Below are 17,704 nucleotides of genomic sequence, written 5' to 3' on the forward strand. Positions count from 1 at the left end.
AACTCCGACAGCCGGGTGCTGGTAGCGCTGAGGGAGTCTCTCAAAGAGACCGAGCGGCTGCGCAGACACAACCGCGAACTCGTGGCCGCGGCCGCCGAACCGATCGCGATCATCGGCATGGGCTGCCGGTACCCGGGAGGGGTCGACGGTCCAGGGGACCTCTGGCACCTGGTGAGCGACGGGGCCGACGCCACCGGCCCGTTCCCCGTCGACCGGGGCTGGGACCTCGCGAACCTGTTCGACGACGATCCCGCGAGCCGTGGCCGCAGCTATGCCCGGCGCGCGGGCTTCCTCACCAGGGCAACGGAGTTCGACGCGGCGTTCTTCGGGATCTCCCCGCGCGAGGCGACCACGATGGACCCACAGCAACGGCTGTTCCTGGAGGTCTGCTGGGAGGCTGTCGAGCGAGCCAGGATCGACCCGCTGTCGTTGCGGGGCAGCAGGACAGGAGTCTTCGCCGGGGTCATGGGCGGCACCTACGGGATGCGGCAGTTGACGGCGCCGGGAGGAGCGGGGGAGCACGAGGGATACCTGGGCAACGGTAGCGCGGGCAGTGTGACCTCCGGGCGCGTGTCGTACACCCTCGGGCTCGAGGGGCCCGCGGTGACCGTGGACACGGCGTGCTCGTCGTCGTTGGTGGCGCTGCACCTCGCGGCCCAGTCACTGCGGCGCGGAGAGTGCTCGCTCGCGCTGGCAGGCGGGGTCACCGTGATGTCCACGCCGTCGCTGTTCGTCGAGTTCAGCCGGCAGCGGGCCCTCGCCCCCGACGGACGCTGCAAGTCCTTCGCCGCGGCGGCCGATGGCACCGGTTGGTCCGAGGGCGCGGGCGTGCTGGTGCTCGCACGGTTGTCCGACGCACTGCGGCTCGGCCACCCGGTGCTGGCGGTGGTGCGCGGATCGGCCGTGAACCAGGACGGTGCGTCGAACGGCCTGACCGCACCGAACGGCCCGTCGCAGCAGCGGGTGATCCGCACGGCTCTGGCCGAGGCCGGGTTGTCCCCGGCCGACGTGGACGCCGTCGAGGCACACGGCACGGGAACTCGTCTCGGTGATCCGATCGAGGCGCAGGCCCTGCTCGCCACCTACGGCCAGGATCGGGACCAGCCGTTGTGGCTGGGCTCGTTGAAGTCGAACATCGGGCACGCCCAGGCCGCGGCCGGCGTGGGCGGGGTCATCAAGATGGTCGAGGCGATGCGCCACGGCGTGTTGCCCGCGACGCTGCACGTGGACGAACCGACCCCGCGGGTCGAGTGGTCCGTGGGCGACGTGCGTCTGCTGACCGCGCGGACCCCGTGGCCCCGGACGGGCAGACCACGCTGTGCCGGGGTGTCCGCCTTCGGCGTCAGTGGCACCAACGTCCACGTCATCCTCGAACAGGCTCCCCACGAACTCGCATCCGGCACCCAACCGGTGCCGGCCGCCGAGGAAACCAGGGCGACGATCCTGTGGCCGATCTCCGCGGGCGACGATGCCGCGCTTCGAGAACAAGCCGGCCGGCTGCTTTCCTGGGTGAGCGACTCGGACGCCTCTCCGACCGAGATCGGGCGGTCGCTGGCGACCACCCGGGCCGCACTCGACCACCGCGCCGTCGTCGTCGGCGCCGACCGTGCCGAGCTGATGGCCGGACTGGCCGCCGTGGCCGGCCACACGCCGGGCCTCACCACCGTGTCGGGGCGCGTGCGGGACGGGAGCGCGGTGTTCGTGTTCCCGGGCCAGGGCAGCCAGTGGCTGGGTATGGGACGGGAGCTCCTAGCGACCTCCCCGGTGTTCGCCGCGTCGATGCGCCGGTGCGCCGACGCGTTCGCGCGGTACGTCGAATGGGACCTGCTGGCGATGCTGGACGACGACGAGGCGCTGGCGCGGGGCGAGGTCGTCCAGCCGGCCCTGTTCTCGGTGATGGTGTCGCTGGCGGCACTGTGGCGCTCCCACGGGGTGGCACCGGCCGCGGTGGTCGGCCATTCGCAGGGTGAGATCGCGGCCGCGTATGTCGCGGGTGCACTGTGCCTCGAGGATGCGGTCCGGATCGTGGCGTTGCGCAGCCAGATCATCGGGGCGACGCTCGCCGGGCGTGGTGGGATGGTGTCCGTCTCCCGGTCCGCCGAGGAGACCGCGTCGATGATCCGCCCCTGGGGCGGACAACTCACCATCGCCGGGTTCAACGGTCCGGCCAGCACGGCGGTCGCGGGAGACCTCGCGGCGGTGGAGGAACTGCTCGCGGAGTGCGGGACGCGGGGCGTGCCCGCCCGCCGGATCCCGATCGCCTATGCCTCCCACAGCGCACATGTCGACGCGGTGCGCGGGCAACTGTTGACGGCGCTGGACGGGCTGCGTCCTGAGCAGGCCACGATCGCGTTCCATTCCAGCGTGACCGGAGGTGTCCTCGACGGTACCGCCCTGACCGCGGCGTACTGGTACGAGAACGCGCGCCGCCCGATCGACTTCACCGGCGCCGTGGCATCGCTGCTGGCCGACGGACATCGGGTGTTCATCGAGTGCAGCGCCCACCCGGTGCTGACGACGACCCTGCAGGACATCGTGGACGAAGCGGGGGTGGACGCCGCCGTGCTCGGGTCGCTGCGCCGTGACGACGGTGGCACCCGCCGGTTCCTGACCTCGGTGGCCACCGCCCACGTGCACGGGGCGGGCGTCGACTGGACGACGATCCACGGCACGGGCCGCGACGTCGACCTGCCGACCTATGCGTTCCAACGGCGACGGTTCTGGCTCGACGCCACGGAGCCGGTCGCCGTCGACGCGGCAGGCCTCGGCATGGACGTTCCCGGCCATCCCCTCCTGGGCGCGGGGACAGCGTTGCCGGACTCGGACGGCTACCTCTTCACCTCCCGGCTGTCGGTGGACACGCAACCGTGGCTGGCGGACCACCGAGTCCACGGCGAGGTCGTGCTGCCAGGTACGGCGTTGGTCGAACTCGTGGTACGTGCCGGCGACCAAGTGGCCTGTCATCTGGTCGAGGAGCTGACGTTCGTCACGCCCCTCTATGTCCCCACCGCCGGCGTGCGACTGCAGGTGGCGGTGGGTGGCGAGAACGCGACAGGAACCCGCACGATCAGCGTGCGTTCGTGCGCCGGCGGCAGCGACTGGACCCTGCACGCCACGGGAACGTTGGTGTCCACAGTGGACGCGACGCCGGCTGGCCTGCGGCAGTGGCCGCCCTCGGCGCCTGAGCTCGACATCACCGGCCTCTACGAAAGCCTCGCCGACGCCGGCCTGCACTACGGTCCGGCCTGTCGGGGGCTTCGTCGCGTCTGGCGTGCCGGGGACGAGACCTTCGCGGAGGTGCGGCTGCCGGACGACGTGACCTCCGACGGGTTCGTCCTGCATCCCGCGCTGTTCGACGCGGCTCTGCACGCGGCGTTCGTCGGTGCTTCTGGCGAGGGGTCAGGTGTTCCGCGTCTTCCGTTCGTCTGGTCGGGCGTCAGCCTCCACGCCGCGAACGCCGTCGAGTTGCGGGTTCGACTCGTCCGCACACGGGAAGGCGCGATGTCCGTCGACATCTGGGACCCGGACAACGCGCCGGTCGCGTCGGTGACGTCGGTCGTGGCGCGGCCACTGACCAACATGCCGCCGACCGATGCCAGAAGTGCCGGGGATGCGGTGCTGTACCGGCCGGTCTGGCAGCCGATTCCCTCGCCGCGACCGGCGGATCCCACCGACATCGCGTTCGTAGACGATCTCGGCGAGCTCCCCGAAGGGACGCCCGTGCTGGGAGTCGTCGCCGTCCGGCTGCGCCCGGACGTGCCGGGGACGCCGGGCGTCGTCACACGCGTGCACACCCGCCGCGTTCTCGAGCTGGTGCAACGCTGGACGGCCGAGCAGCGGTTCGGCGACGCGCGCCTTGCTGTCGTCACCCACCGCGCCGTGGGGGAGGAGGTGACGGATCCGGCGCAGGCAGCGGTGTGGGGGTTGGTCCGGTCAGCTCAGGCTGAGCATCCCGGCAGGTTCGTGCTCGTCGACGTGGACCATGACCCAGCTGTCGTGGCAGCTGCCGTGGTGACCGGAGAACCTCAGGTGATGGTCCGGGGGACCACGCTGCACGCATTGCGGCTGCTGCCGACGAGACCGGCGCGGCACAATGCGGAGCCGATCGCCGGGCCGGACGGCACTGTTCTGATCACCGGCGGCAGCGGCGGGCTGGGCATGCTGTTGGCCCGCCACCTGGTTGCCGAGCACGGCATCCGGCACCTCATGATCCTGTCGCGACGCGGCGGCGACGCGCCCGGCGCCCTGGAGCTGTCCACAGAACTGGGGCACCACGACGCGTCGGTGACCTTCGTGTCGTGCGACGCTTCCGACCGCGACGCCCTGGCGGCGGCCCTGCGCGGGCTCGACCGTCCCCTGCACGCGGTCGTGCACGCGGCAGGCGTGCTGGACGACGGCGTGATCGAGGCACTGACCCCGGACCGGATCGACGCCGTACTCGCGCCCAAGGTGGACGCGGCCGTGCACCTCGACGAGCTCACGCGGGACGCGGACCTGAGGGCCTTCGTGCTGTTCTCGTCGATCGCGGGAATCCTGGGCACCCCGGGACAGGGCAACTACGCCGCGGCCAACGCCTTCCTGGACGCGTTCGCGACAAGCAGGCGCGGGGCCGGACGTCCGGTGACCTCGCTGGCGTGGGGCCTGTGGGCGCGGGACAGCGGCATGACCGGTCATCTGAGCGTCGCCGACCACGGCAGGCTGACGCGTGAGGGGCTTCTGCCACTGAGCGACGCGCAGGGGCTCGCCCTGTTCGACGCGGCTCTCGCCAGCGGCGACGCGTGCGCGGTGCCGGTCCGGTTCGAGCCGCGGTTCCTGCGCGACAGTGCCGACACTGTGCCGCCGATCCTGCGTCAGCTGGTGGTGGGAGCGACCCGGCGGGTCGCGGCGGCACGTGCGGGCGGCGATCTCGTCCAGAGGCTGGTGGAGATGTCACCCGTGCGACGCGAACAGGCTCTCGCCAAACTCGTCCATACCAGGATCGCCGCCGTCCTCGGGCACGAGCCGGGCACCCCGGTCGAACCAGGACGCCCCTTCAAGGAGCTCGGCTTCGACTCGCTGACCGCGGTGGAGCTGCGCAACGAGCTGGCCGCGGCGACCGGCCTGCGGCTGCGGCCGACCCTGGTCTTCGACCAGCCCACGCCCGGCGAGCTGTTCGCCTTCCTCCGGGCGGAGCTGTTCGGCGAAGTCGCGCCGTCGACAACGCTCCACACCGAACTCGACCGCCTCGACGAGGCCTTCGTCGTCGCCGAGGTGACCGACGCCGAGCGGTCTGCTCTGGTGGCACGGTTGCGGACGTTGTTGGCCAGGTGGCGCGGCGCCGAGGACGGCCCGGCCGTTCGCGAGGAGATCGACTCCGCGAGCGACGACGAGATGTTCGCGCTCATCGACAGGCGGATCGGCACGTCATGACACTCCATCCCGGTGCACGAGGAGCGTGAACGCAGTGCGTGTCATCTTCACATCATTCGCCCTGGACGCCCATTTCCTTGGCCAGGTCCCACTGGCCTGGGCGCTGCGTTCGGCGGGGCACGAGGTGCGGGTTGTCAGCCAGCCCGCGCTGACCGAGACCATCACCGCGGCCGGGTTGACCGCCGTGCCGGTGGGGGACGACCACAACCTGCTCGACGCCCTCGCCACCGAGGAGGACGCGGACAACGCGACGGCGTGGGATGCCACCTACGATCTCGATCCTGCCCGGCCCGAGGTACACAGCTGGGAGTTCCTCCAGGCTTCGAACGCGCAGCTGACCACGAGGTTCTTCGCCCAGGTCAACAACGACCCGATGGTCGAGGGACTGGTGCGGTTCGCTCGCGCGTGGTGCCCGGACCTGGTGATCTGGGAACCGTTCACCGTCGCGGGGGCCCTCGCGGCGGAGGCCACGGGGGCGGCGCACGCCCGGCTGCTCTGGGGCGCGGACCTCTACCTCGACCAGCGGCAGGCCTTCCTGCGTGCGAACCGCTCAGCGGGCCGGCCGGATCTACTAGCTGAGTGGCTCGGTGGTGTGGTCGATCGTTACGGTCTGGTCTTCGACGAGCGGATGGTCCGGGGGAAGTGGACCATCGACCAGATGCCGGCGAGCATCCGGCTACCACTCGGGGAACGCACGGTGCCGATGCGCTACGTCCCGTACAACGGTGCCGCCGTGGTGCCGGAGTGGCTGCACGAGCCGCCGGTCCGCCCGCGCGTCTGCCTCACGGTGGGCATCACCTCCCGGAGCGGAGCGGACCATCTGACCGCGTCCCTGTCGAACCTGTTCGACGCGGTCGGCGATCTCGACGTGGAGATCGTCACCACACTCGACGCCGCTCAGCGTGAGCAGGTCCCGCACCTGCCCGACAACGTGCGGGTCGTCGAGTTCGTCCCACTGCACGCGCTGCTGCCGACATGTTCGGCGATCGCGCATCACGGCGGCGCGGGCACGTGGTCGACGGCTGCCGCCGCCGGCGTGCCACAGCTCATCTTCCCGTCGGTATGGGACAACTCCTACCGCGCCAGACGGACCGCCGAGGTCGGCGCGGGCCTCGTCGTGCGCCGAACCGAGCTGACCCCGAACGCCCTGCGCGACGGGCTACGGCAACTGCTCGACGAGCCCGGGCTCTCGGACGGTGCGGAACGGCTCCGCCGCGAGATACTTGCGGATCCGGCGCCGAGTGACGTGGTGCCGCTGCTGGAGAAACTGACACTGGAGCACCACGACCTCGACGGGTGAGCGGCATTCGCCTCTCCTGCTCTAGTCTGGTTCATCAGCCTCGCTGTCGTGGCTCATGGCGACCGGGCGGACCACCGGATCACCGAGGTGGTCAAAAGGTGAGCTGTGGAGCTGGAAGTAGAGCTCGCACCCGCGCGACGTTGCCTCGGTCCAGCTCGTCGATGACTATCCGGTGGCTCGCCATGTTCGGCGAGGCGTGCGGTGCGGAGGACCCCTCCCGCTCTTGTTCTACTCCACGCTGGTGATCATGTTCGTGATCCAGGGGCTGCTGGTCCGCGTGGGCTTGCGGCATGGTGGACGACCTCCGATCTGACACGTGGCAGGTGGCTTTCGTGGCGGGTGGTGGACACCGCGATCGCCGAGTTGGCGATGCGCTGCCAGGTCCTGGCGTGGCAGGCTGACCGTGGCGGCGCACTGCCGGCCACGGCGGGCGAGGGAATGACCGTCGTCCGGACCAGCGACCTCGACCAGGCGCGCCGAGTCGCCGCCGCGCGGTACGAGGACGGCGTGAGAGTCGTGCTCACGGCAGGAGGAGGACCTTGCCGCGCGTGCGGCTGGTGACGTGCCGGTGGGCCTCGGCGGCCTCGTCGAGCGGGAAGCGGACACTGGGCGGCGGTCGTAGCTGGCCCGCGGCGAGGTCCGCCACCAGAGTGGTGAGCGTGCGGTGGAGCCGGGCGGGGTCGCAGCGGGCGGCGACACCGAGCCGGTAGAACACCGCCCGTCTGCCGTCCGGTCGCAGGGATCGCAGCCGTAGCTGGGCCAGCTGACGTGCCGCCGACCGGCGGGGGTGCGGATCCCGCAGTACGCCAAGGAAACCGCAGGTGACCAGCCGTCCGCCTTTGCGTAGTGCGGCCGCGTGCCTGCCCGCGCCCACGGGGTCGAACCCGGCGTCGAACGCGGCCACGTCAGTGCGGTCGACGAAGTCGGCGCCATATCCGGTGACGATGGCGCGGTCGTCGCCGGACGCGGCGCCGACGGTCCGCGCGCCCGCCCGCCCGGCCACGTCCAGCAACGCGGTGCCGACACCACCCGGGGCCCCGTCCACCAGTACCCGCTCTCCCCGGCGCACCCGCGCCACCTGATGCACCAGTTCGTGCGCGGTGAGGTAGTTCAGCGGCAGACAGGCCGCCGTCGGCACATCGGTCCCCTCGGGCAGCGGAACGACGCTGCCCGAGGGCATGCACACGTGGCTCGTGTGCCCGCCGCGCAGGACGAGCGCGACGACGGCCTGGCCCGTCCACTGCCCGGACACGTCCGGGCCGACGGCGTCCACAATCCCGGCTACATCCCATCCGGGCACGAACGGCGGAGGCGGAATGCGACCGGGATACTGACCGGCCCGCATCTGCACGTCCGCCGGGGCGACGCCGGCCGCGAGCACACGCACGCGCAGTTCGCCCGGCCCTGGCCGAGGTACCTCGCCGACGTCGACGCGCAACACGTCCGGAGCGCCGAACCGGGGGACGACGACACTGCGCCAGGTCATGTGGCGGTCCGGGCCAGCGCGACCGCGACCACCACCGCGCCGAGCGCTCCGGCGAGGCTCGCAGCGCCAAGCCGACCGTCGACGGCGTAGGAAGCGACCGACGTGAGGAGCACTCCCGCGGCCAGGCCCAGCGCGAAGATCAACGCGAGCACGGCTGTCCTCCCGCGCAGTGCCGCGGCGGCTTGTACCTGAGTCTGGACACCATCGGCATCCGTGCCGAGTCCGCGATCGGGCCTGAGGCAATCTGGGACGCCTTGCTTCGCGACCTCGCCGACCACGGCGTCATTACCCCTCCGCGGCGGCAGTCCAACCGCAACAATCCCCACGAGCAAGTCCGCGCCGGAGTGCTTCGCTGGCTCGATGCCGGCCCCCGTCGGCGAATGCTGGTCCTGCTGGATGAGACTGACCGGTTCTTCGAATCCGACGCACCGGAATTCATCGTGACCAAACAGCTCAAGGAACTCGGCCTGACTACCGACGGCCGTATCAAAGTCGTGTTCGCCGGGTTGCACTCGGTGCAGCGGTACGCCAAGAGTGCTCGCAACGGCCCGTTCAGTCACCTCGCGCAACGGCCCACCGTTATCGGTCCACTTCGACCGCAGTGGGCCGCGGACCTACTCACCCGACCGCTGCAGGCGCTCGGGTACCGATTCGCCGACGACGACCTGGTCAACCGGGTACTCGGATACTGCTCGTACCAGCCGTTCCTGCTCCAGATGTTCGGGTGGCGACTGGTGGCCACCATGCATGCCCGCCGAGCCGCTGACGTCGCCGCAGGTGAGCCCCCATACGTGATCACCCGCAACGACGTCGGAGACGTCGAACGCGATGTTGACCTCAAAGCCGACATTAGCGCCGCGTTCCACGACACGCTGCACCTTGACCCGCGCTACAACGTGATCGCGAACGCGCTCGCCCATCACGCGCACGAGTCAGGCCTGGATGCACGTTTGTCCGATGTAGACGGTCAGTCCTGGAAGACCTTCTTGGCGACCGCCATTGCGGCCATGGCCTGGGGCCAGCCCGCGTAGAAGGCCAGGTGGGTGATGGCCTCGACCAGCTCGGCCTCGGTGTTGCCGTTGCGCTTCGCGAGGTCGAGGTGGAACACGAGCTGCTCGGCGTTGCCATTCGTGACCAGGGCGGCGACCGTGACCAGGCTGCGTTCCTTCGGCGTCAGCTCGCTGCGCTCCCACACCTCGCCGAACAGCACGTCGTCGGTGAAGTGCACCAACGCGGGCGCGAAGTCACCGAACATCTTCTCCGCGCCGGACGGCTCCTTCTCTGCCATGCCAGGGTGTCCTTTCTCGACCGTCTAGTTCTAGTGGCGGAAACGCGGGCCCGCGACTCCGCACACCACGATGCGGCTCCTGCTCCCGCGATCAGGGCACGATCGCCACGGTGACCTGCCCTTCAAGACGTGCCAGTTCCTCGGCGGTGGCGTCGTAGGTGCCCAGGTGGAGGGTCTGGTCGGAGTACTCGATGCCCTCGGCGTTGTAGTAGAAGCCGAGGTTGCCCCAGGGGATGAAGTAGATGAGGTCGCCGTCTTCGGGGTCCGACCCCGGTGTGCCCTCGTGGTTCAGCTCCCGGGGGAGGTCGACGATCTTCTCGCGGCCGCCGAGTTCCTCGAGGGTGAGGGTCAGTGGCAGCATGCCGAGGAGGTCGCGGGTGGCGGGGCTGTCCTCGCCGATCGTCACGTCCACCGACTCCGAGCCCGCCGTGAACCGCACCACCGTGCCCACCACGTCCTGACCGGTGCTCTCCGCGGGGGCACCGCCCGGCGCCGGTGACGAACTGCCCGGAGCGGACGGAGCAGGCGAGAGTGTCGAGGTGCCACTGGACGCGGTGTCCTCGCCGGGGGGTGCGTTGCAGGCGGTGAGGGCGAGCGCCAGCGTGAGCGCTGCTGCCGTGGTGAGCGTGTTCATCCGGACCTTCTCGTACGCGTGGTGGACGGGCTGATGCCATTCAATCGGCGGACGCGCCACGGAGGGAGTTCCTGCCGTGAGGTGTACTGACAGGGCACCTGTGCGCACCTTCCGACAGGAGGCGGCGTGGTTATCGTGGACGGCATGAAGATCGAACTGGTGATCGGTAATGCGCGCGTCGAGGGCGAGCTGTACGACCACCCGGTCGCCCGGCAACTCGCGGCTGCGCTGCCGCTCGATCTGGTGTTCACGGACTTCAACCAGGTGGAGAAGGTCGCTGACCTCGGTCAGGAGTTGACCCTGCGGGATGTCCCGGACGCCGATGCTCCCGAGGCCGGGGAGATCGGCTACTACGCCCCCACCCGGGGTCTCGTGCTGTACTACGACCGGCCGGGGCGGTGGCCGGGCCTGGTGCGGATGGGACGCTTCACCCACGACCTGGACGCGCTGCGCGACCTGCCGGACGGAACGCGCATCCGGATCACCACTGCTCCCACCCGCTCCGCCTGACCGCGCTGGTCAGGCGGCGGCCACCGGCACGGGCGCGGCACACTGGAGCGCTCCTTACGGAGCAGGAGTGTGAGCGGTACGAAGTAGAGCGCGGCGATGCCGGTGCCGACGAGGACCGGACCGATGGCGCCGAGGGCGGACTCCAGTGCGAACCCGGCGAGCCACGAGCCGACGGCGGTGCCCAGGTTGAACGACGAGGTGCTCAGCGCCGACGCAAGAGTGGGGGCGTGGGCGGCGTAGCGGACGGCCATGCCGATCAGGACCGGGTTGGTGGCCATGCCGAACAGGCCGAGCAGCACCACGAGCGCGATGGTGATCACGAGGTTGTGGGAGAACACGGCGAGTGCGGCGAGCACGAGGAAGGTCGCCGTCGCCGAGACGAACAGGACCGCGTAGGGGCGGTGGGTGCCGAGGCGCCCGCCGAGGTTGGACCCGATGAACGCGCCGGACCCGTAGCCGGCGAGCACGAGGGGTACTGCCGCGGCGGCGAGTCCGCTGTTCGTTGTCAGCAGCGGTGCGATGAAGCTGTAGGCGGCCAGCGACGAACCACATACGATCGCGCAGCCCGCCAGGACGAGCCAGACACGTCCGTCGCGCAGGCGCGCGATCTCTGCCCGCACCGACGGGGCCGGGCCGGACCCGGGGGCGGCGGCGACCCGCCGGTAGACGATGACCGCGGCGGGCACCGCGAGGGCGGCGAGTGCCCAGAACGTGCCGCGCCAGCCGATCACCTGTCCGGCGAACGCGCCGAGCGGGACCCCGATGACGTTGGCGAGCATGCCACCGCCGAGCACGATCCCCAGCGCCCGCGAACTCGCCGCCGGGCCAGCGGCCTTCGCGCCGACGACCGCGGCGACGGCCCAGAACGCGCCGGTGGCGAGCGCGGTGACGAACCGGGCGCCGAGGATGAGCGGGAGGCTCGTGCTGAGCGCGACGACGACGTGCCCGGCCGCGAAGACCACCAACGCGAGACTCAACGTCGTCTGGCGCGGCAGCTTGAGGGTCGCGATCGCCATCGTGGGGGTACCGACGATCATCCCGAGCGCGAACACGGTGATCGTCAAACCGGCGTCCGCGACCGGGATCCCGAGGTCGGCCGCGATCTCGGGCAGGATCCCGGCCACGACGAACTCGGTCGTGCCCATCAGGAACACACCCGCGGCGAGCACGTAGATCACGAACGGCAGCCGGCCGGACGACGGAACGGTGGTGGACATGGCGAGGCCGGTCCCTCCCTGTTGACGCTGCGATGTGGCGTTCTCAGGTCACCAGGTCCGCGGCAGGCCGGGGAGTCCCGGCCGAAAGGTGTACTGCCAGTGCCTCCCAGAAACCGGGCGAGGCTGCCTAACGTGCGGGAGAGATGCGAAGAAGGGATCACCATGACGATGATCGCGATCATCGGTGCCGGGCCAGGTCTGGGCTCGGCTGTCGCCGAGCGGTTCGGGCGCGAAGGGTTCTCCGTCGCGCTGATCTCGCGCCGTCCCGAGAACCTCGCCGAGGACTTGGGTGTGCGGGGGATCGCCGCGAAGGCGTTCCCGGCGGACGTACACGACCGTGACGGGCTGACCCGGGCCTTGTCGGCCGCGGCCGAGGAACTGGGGCCGGTCGAGGTGCTGCAGTACAGCCCGGTGCCGCGCCGTGAGTTCCTGTGTCCCGTGCTGGACACGAAAGTCGAGGATCTGTCCGCGGCCGTCGAGTTCTCGATCCTGGGCCCGGTTACCGCCGTGCAACAGGTGCTGCCCGGCATGAGCGAGCTGGGGCGCGGCACCATCTTGCTGGTCAACGGCGCGAGCGCGGCGACACCGAACGGCAATGTCGCGGGCACCTCGATCGCGTTCGCGGGGGAGTCCGCTTACGGGGCGATGCTCCACGACGCCCTCGCACCGAGGAACATCCACGTCGGCCAGCTCATCATTCCCGGCGCGATCGGCGGCGGCGACCCACGTATGCCCCCGAGTCCCTGGCCGAACGCCTGTGGGCAATCCACACCGGACGCGGCCGGTTCCGCACCACCGTCGGTGCCGAGTGAGAAACCACCGATGTGTCCTCGCTGCCGTGCTCGGCATGGTCGTGCTGATGTCGTGCGCGGAACCGGCAGGCGAGACCGCCGCGGCATCCTCTCCGGACGTCGAGGTGGTCGCCGACGAACTCGAAGCCCCGTGGTCGATCGCGTTCCACGGCGAGACACCGCTGGTCAGCGAACGGGACACCACCCGCGTACTCGAACTCGACCGCGGCGGGAACACCCGAGAGGTGGCCACCATCGCCGGGGCCACCCCGAACGGTGAGGGCGGTTTGCTCGGGATCGCCGTCCACGACGGCCACGTGTACGCGTACTTCACCGCGGACGGGGAGAACCGCCTTGAACGCTACGCCCTGACAGGCGATCCTGGCGCACTCGCCCTCGGGTCGGCGGACACGATCCTCGACGGGCTCCCGTCGGCGAGCTACCACAACGGCGGCCGGATCGCCTTCGGTCCCGACGGCATGCTCTATGTGACCGTCGGCGACGCCGGGAACCGTGGCAGCGCCCAGGAACATCGAGGCACTGTCGGGAAAATCCTCCGCATGACCCCGGACGGGCAGGCGCCCGACGACAACCCGTTCCCGGGCTCGCTGGTCTACAGCTACGGACACCGCAATCCCCAGGGCATCGCCTGGGGCGAGAACGGCACCCTGTACGCGAGCGAGTTCGGGCAGGACATCTGGGACGAGCTGAACGTGATCGAACCGGGCGGGAACTACGGCTGGCCCGAGGTCGAAGGCATCGCGGAACGGGACGGGTTCGTCGACCCGGTTCTGCAGTGGGCACCAGCTGACGCCAGCCCCAGCGGCATCGCCGTTTCCGGTAACGCCATTCACATCGCGAACCTGCGCGGGCAACGGCTCCGCGAGGTCCCGCTCGGTGACCTCGCCAACTCCAGCGAGCGGTTCAGCGGGGAGTACGGCCGCCTTCGGGACGTCGTCGTCGCGCCCGACGGCGCGCTCTGGTTGCTCACCAACAACACCGACGGCCGTGGCGACCCGTCCGCGGGTGACGACCGGATCCTCCGGCTTCCCGCAGTGTGACCGGCGCAGGCCGACGTTTCCAGCGTACGGCCTGCGCCGCCGCGGTGGGAGGTACTGTCAGTACATGCTTTGACAGGGTCTCCCACCCCAGCGTCAGGCGTGGTGTTCTCGACCGCATGCCGACTCCTTTGCCACCACCACCCGGGAATGCCGAAACGGATTCGGATTCGTGGTCCCGGCGTACTTTCCTTGCCGCTTCCGCTGTTGGCAGCGCTGTCGCTGTCGCCGGACCGTCGTTGCTAAGCGCGGAGCCCACTGCCGCCGCCGCTGAGCCGGTCGCCGATGCACACGGCAGCCGGGTTACGTTCGCGGTGAACGGCGAGCGCCGCACGGTGACCGTCGACAACCGCACGTCGTTGCTGGACCTGGTGCGTGAGCACTTCGGGTTGACCGGCACGAAGAAGGGCTGTGACGCGGGTGCTTGTGGTGCGTGCACGGTGCTGGTCGACGGCCACCGCGTCAACGGCTGCCTGACCCTCGCCGTGCGGCTGGACGGCGCCGAGGTGATCACCATCGAAGGACTTTCCCGGGACGAGCTGCACCCGTTGCAACAGGCGTTCATCGACCAGGACGCGTTCCAGTGCGGGTTCTGCACGCCGGGCCAGATCATGTCCGGCGTCGGGTGCATCCGGGAGCGGCACACCGGGTCGGCGAGCGAGATCCGGGAGTGGATGAGCGGGAACATCTGCCGCTGCGGGTGTTACGTGAAGATCGTCAAGGCGGTCCAGCAGGCCGCGAAAGGCCGGTGAGCGGTCGTGTTTCCTTTCACCTACACGAAAGCCGCGGACACGCGGGCGGCGGTCGCGGCCGGGCAGCGCGGTGGCCGGTTCATCGCCGGTGGCACGACGCTGGTCGACCTGATGCGCGAGACCGTCGAACGGCCGGACACGGTCGTGGACATCAGCGGACTGCCCCTGGGCGAGATCACGACGACCCGCAGTGGCGGGGTGCGGATCGGTGCGTTGGTGCGGATGTCAGACGCGGCCGCCGATCGCCGGGTACGGAACACGTTCCCGGTGATCTCGCAGGCGCTGGAGCTGAGCGCGTCGGCGCAGCTGCGGAACATGGCGACCATCGGCGGCAACATCATGCAGCGCACCCGCTGCACCTACTTCCGTGACGTGTCCGCGGCCTGCAACAAACGCGCACCCGGTTCCGGCTGCGCCGCGCTGGAAGGGTTCAACCGCAGCCACGCGATCCTCGGCGGCTCGAGTCAGTGCGTGGCCACCCATCCTTCTGATGTCGCGGTGGCGTTCGCCGCGCTGGAGGCGTCCGTGCACCTGCTCGGGCCGGACGGGGAACGCGGCGTGCCGTTCACGGAGTTCCTGCTCCGGCCGGGGAACACGCCCGAGCGGGAGCACGCCCTGCGGCCCGGTGAGCTGATCACCGCCGTCGAAATCCCCGCGCACCCGCGTCCGCTGCGGTCGGGCTACCTGAAGGTGCGGGACCGGCAGAGCTACGAGTTCGCGCTCACCTCCGCCGCGGTCGCGCTGCACCTCGGCGGCGGGGTGGTCCGCGCGGCGAAGGTCGCGGCCGGGGGAGTGGGCACGGTGCCGTGGAAGCTGACCGCCGTGGAGCAGCGCCTGCTCGGTGAGCGGCCGTCCGACCGGCTGTGGACCGCCGCGGCCGCGGTCGCCGCCGACGACGCGGAGCCGTTGGCGCACAACGAGTTCAAGGTCGAGTTGCTCAAGCGCACCGTCGAACGCCAGCTGCGCGTCGTGGGAGGTACCCGGTGACCCGGCAGCCAAATCGGCAACCCCAGAAGGCCGTCGGCACCCCGCAGTCCCGGGTGGACGGGCGGTTGAAGGTGACCGGTCAGGCCACCTACGCCGCCGACCACGACGTGACCGGTGTCGCCTACGGCGTCATGGTCGACGCCACCGTGGGGCGCGGCCGGATCACCGGTGTCGACACCCGTGCCGCGCTCGACCAGCCCGGCGTGCGTGCGGTGCTCCACCACGGCAACGCGCCCCGGCTGCCCTATGTGGACAACCCGGGCTCGAACAATCCGCCGGGTGAGCGGTTGCGGGTGTTCCAGGACGACCGCGTGCGGTTCTTCGGCCAGCCGGTCGCGGTCGTGGTGGCGGACACGCTGGAGGCCGCGCAGCACGCGGCGAGCCTGGTCACGGTCACCTACGCGGCCGAACCGCCGTCGACCGACCTCACCACCGCCCCGGCGGACGAACCCCAGCGCTACGCCCGCGGTGACGCCGAGGCCGCGTGGGCCGCGGCGCCGGTCAAGCTCGACCTGGCCTTCCGGTTTTCCCGCAACCACCACAACCCGATGGAGCCACACGCCACGATCGCCCGCTGGGAGGGCGACACCCTGACACTGTGGGACAAGACGCAGTGGGTCGTTGGCGGCACCCAGCAGGAGCTGGCGTCGGTGTTCGGGATCCCGCAACAGTCGGTGCGGGTGATCTCGCCGTTCGTCGGCGGGGCGTTCGGCAGCGGCCTGCGGGCGTGGCCGCACGTCACCGTCGCCGCGCTGGCAGCCCGGGTCACCGGCCGCCCGGTCAAGCTGGTGCTGTCGCGCCGGCAGCTGTACTTCGGCACCGGCCACCGCCCCGCCTACACCTACGCGCTGAAGCTGGGCAGCGACCGGCGCGGCAGGCTGGCGGCGTCGATCCAGGACATCAGGGCGGAGACGTCGAGCTACGAGACGTTCACCGAGGCCGTGATGGGCCCGGGGCACATGATGTACCGCACCCCGAACGTGCGGCAGGCGTACGCGACGGTGCCGCTGGACGTGAACACCCCTATCTGGATGCGCGGTCCTGGCTACGCCACCGGCGCCCACGTCGTCGAGTGCGCGATGGACGAGCTCGCCCACGAGCTCGGCGTCGACCCGATCGAGTTGCGGCTGCGCAACGAACCCGAGACCGACGAGTCCAGCGGGCTGCCGTTCTCCAGCCGCAGGCTGCGGGAATGCCTGGCCACCGGCGCTCGCGAGTTCGGCTGGCACCGCCGCAACCCGGCACCGCGGTCCACCCGCGACGGCGACTGGCTGGTCGGCACCGGCATGGCCGCCGCCGTCTACGACTTCGGCCGCGCCCCGGCCCAGGCACACGCGCGGATCAACGCCGACGGCACCGCGCTGGTGCAGGCCGCGACCAGCGACATGGGACCCGGCACCTACACCTCCATGCCGCAGGTCGCCGCGGACGCCCTCGGTCTGACCATGACCACCGTGGAGTTCCGGCTCGGCGACTCGCTCATGCCGCCGACCCCGCCGCACGGCGGCTCCATGACCATGGCCAGCGTCGGCTCCGCCGTGCAGGACGCCTGCGACAAGGTCCGCCGCCAGGCCATCACCCTCGCCGTCAACGACGCGCGGTCTCCGCTGCACCGCGTCAACCCCGATGACGTCGTCGTCCGCGATGGCCGGATGCACGTGAAGAACGATCCCACCCGCGGCGAGACCTACCGGCAACTCCTCGGCCGCAACCAGCGCGACCACCTCGAAGTGATCGGGTCCTGGGGGCCGCCGGAGCAGAGCCGCTACTCGATGCACGCCTTCGGCGCGGTGTTCACCGAGGTCGCCGTCGACGACCGCCTCGGTCTGGTCCGGGTCCGGCGGATGCTCGGCGTCTACGACGCGGGCCGGATCATCAACCCGAAGCTCGCCGACAGCCAGGCACTGGGCGGCATGGTGGGGGGCATCGGCCAGGCCCTGCTGGAGCACACCGTCACCGATGCTCGCGACGGGCGGATCGTCAACGCCAACCTCGCCGACTACCTCGTGCCCGTGAACGCCGACATCCCCGACCTGCGGGCCATCTACCTCGACGGCGGCAACGACCAGAACGCCGACCCGATCGGCGTGAAGGGACTCGGGGAGGTCGTGATCGTCGGTGTCGCGGCCGCCATCACCAACGCGGTCTTCCACGCGACCGGCCGCCGGATCCGCGAACTCCCTATTACCGCGGAAGCCCTGCTCTGACCTGATCGCAGACCCGGAAGAGGCCCGGTCGGGGTGGCCAGATCGTGTCACCCCGACCGGGCCTC

At 70.7% G+C, this 17,704-nt stretch carries 11 protein-coding genes and 3 pseudogenes; 9 read left to right on the forward strand and 5 right to left on the reverse strand.

Going from position 1 to position 17,704, the window contains the following annotated elements:
• Positions 1–27: 27 nt before the first annotated feature.
• Both FHR82_RS33975 and FHR82_RS33980 read left to right on the forward strand, forming a co-directional pair.
• A pseudogene (locus FHR82_RS33975) lies at positions 28–5,409 on the forward strand (type I polyketide synthase); the annotation flags it as partial.
• A 25-nt stretch (positions 5,410–5,434) separates the two neighbouring features.
• Entirely contained in the window at positions 5,435–6,709 is a 1,275-nt protein-coding gene (locus FHR82_RS33980) for an activator-dependent family glycosyltransferase (protein ID WP_311771408.1), read from the forward strand.
• Between the two features lie 520 nt (positions 6,710–7,229).
• On the opposite strand, the gene FHR82_RS33985 is transcribed toward FHR82_RS33980, so the two are convergent.
• Both FHR82_RS33985 and FHR82_RS33990 read right to left on the reverse strand, forming a co-directional pair.
• A complete protein-coding gene (locus FHR82_RS33985; RefSeq protein ID WP_184814724.1) occupies positions 7,230–8,195 on the reverse strand; it encodes an alcohol dehydrogenase catalytic domain-containing protein in 966 nt (321 codons plus the stop codon).
• Positions 8,192–8,347: a hypothetical protein gene (locus tag FHR82_RS33990; protein ID WP_184814725.1), complete on the reverse strand. Its 156-nt coding sequence runs from the start codon at positions 8,345–8,347 to the stop codon at positions 8,192–8,194. Before FHR82_RS33990 ends, FHR82_RS33985 begins: the two co-directional genes overlap by 4 nt.
• A 30-nt stretch (positions 8,348–8,377) precedes the next feature.
• On the opposite strand from FHR82_RS33990, the gene FHR82_RS33995 reads away from it, so the two are divergent.
• The gene (locus FHR82_RS33995) at positions 8,378–9,226 is read left to right on the forward strand and encodes a hypothetical protein (RefSeq protein WP_184814726.1); all 849 of its coding nucleotides are present in this window, start codon (positions 8,378–8,380) and stop codon (positions 9,224–9,226) included.
• Here FHR82_RS33995 and FHR82_RS34000 read toward each other — a convergent pair.
• The gene (locus tag FHR82_RS34000; protein ID WP_184814727.1) at positions 9,163–9,483 is read right to left on the reverse strand and encodes a carboxymuconolactone decarboxylase family protein; all 321 of its coding nucleotides are present in this window, start codon (positions 9,481–9,483) and stop codon (positions 9,163–9,165) included. The two genes, FHR82_RS33995 and FHR82_RS34000, sit on opposite strands and share 64 nt — an antisense overlap.
• A 91-nt stretch (positions 9,484–9,574) precedes the next feature.
• On the reverse strand, positions 9,575–10,117 hold the full coding sequence (locus FHR82_RS34005) for a cyclophilin-like fold protein (protein ID WP_184814728.1): 543 nt from the start codon (positions 10,115–10,117) through the stop codon (positions 9,575–9,577).
• Between the two features lie 144 nt (positions 10,118–10,261).
• On the opposite strand from FHR82_RS34005, the pseudogene FHR82_RS46685 reads away from it, so the two are divergent.
• Positions 10,262–10,540 (forward strand): annotated as a pseudogene (locus tag FHR82_RS46685) (cyclophilin-like fold protein); the annotation flags it as partial.
• Here FHR82_RS46685 and FHR82_RS34015 read toward each other — a convergent pair.
• Positions 10,498–11,844, reverse strand: coding sequence for an MFS transporter (locus FHR82_RS34015; RefSeq protein ID WP_221464649.1), 1,347 nt, complete (start codon positions 11,842–11,844; stop codon positions 10,498–10,500). The pseudogene FHR82_RS46685 and the gene FHR82_RS34015 sit on opposite strands and share 43 nt — an antisense overlap.
• A 168-nt stretch (positions 11,845–12,012) precedes the next feature.
• Between FHR82_RS34015 and FHR82_RS48090 the strand changes: the two are divergent.
• The 5 genes and pseudogenes from FHR82_RS48090 to FHR82_RS34040 all read left to right on the forward strand — a co-directional run.
• Positions 12,013–12,495: pseudogene (locus tag FHR82_RS48090) on the forward strand (SDR family NAD(P)-dependent oxidoreductase); the annotation flags it as partial.
• Between the two features lie 196 nt (positions 12,496–12,691).
• On the forward strand, positions 12,692–13,696 hold the full coding sequence (locus FHR82_RS34025) for a PQQ-dependent sugar dehydrogenase (protein WP_184815061.1): 1,005 nt from the start codon (positions 12,692–12,694) through the stop codon (positions 13,694–13,696).
• A 116-nt stretch (positions 13,697–13,812) separates the two neighbouring features.
• Positions 13,813–14,445: a (2Fe-2S)-binding protein gene (locus FHR82_RS34030; protein ID WP_184814730.1), complete on the forward strand. Its 633-nt coding sequence runs from the start codon at positions 13,813–13,815 to the stop codon at positions 14,443–14,445.
• A gap of 6 nt (positions 14,446–14,451) precedes the next feature.
• Positions 14,452–15,432 (forward strand): FAD binding domain-containing protein, encoded by a 981-nt coding sequence (locus FHR82_RS34035; protein ID WP_184814731.1) that lies wholly within the window; start codon positions 14,452–14,454, stop codon positions 15,430–15,432.
• Entirely contained in the window at positions 15,429–17,639 is a 2,211-nt protein-coding gene (locus FHR82_RS34040) for a xanthine dehydrogenase family protein molybdopterin-binding subunit (protein WP_311771409.1), read from the forward strand. The genes FHR82_RS34035 and FHR82_RS34040 overlap by 4 nt, the downstream gene beginning before the upstream one ends.
• Positions 17,640–17,704 lie beyond the last annotated feature (65 nt).

The sequence above is a fragment of the Actinophytocola algeriensis genome, assembly GCF_014203735.1.
Classification (GTDB): domain Bacteria; phylum Actinomycetota; class Actinomycetes; order Mycobacteriales; family Pseudonocardiaceae; genus Actinophytocola; species Actinophytocola algeriensis.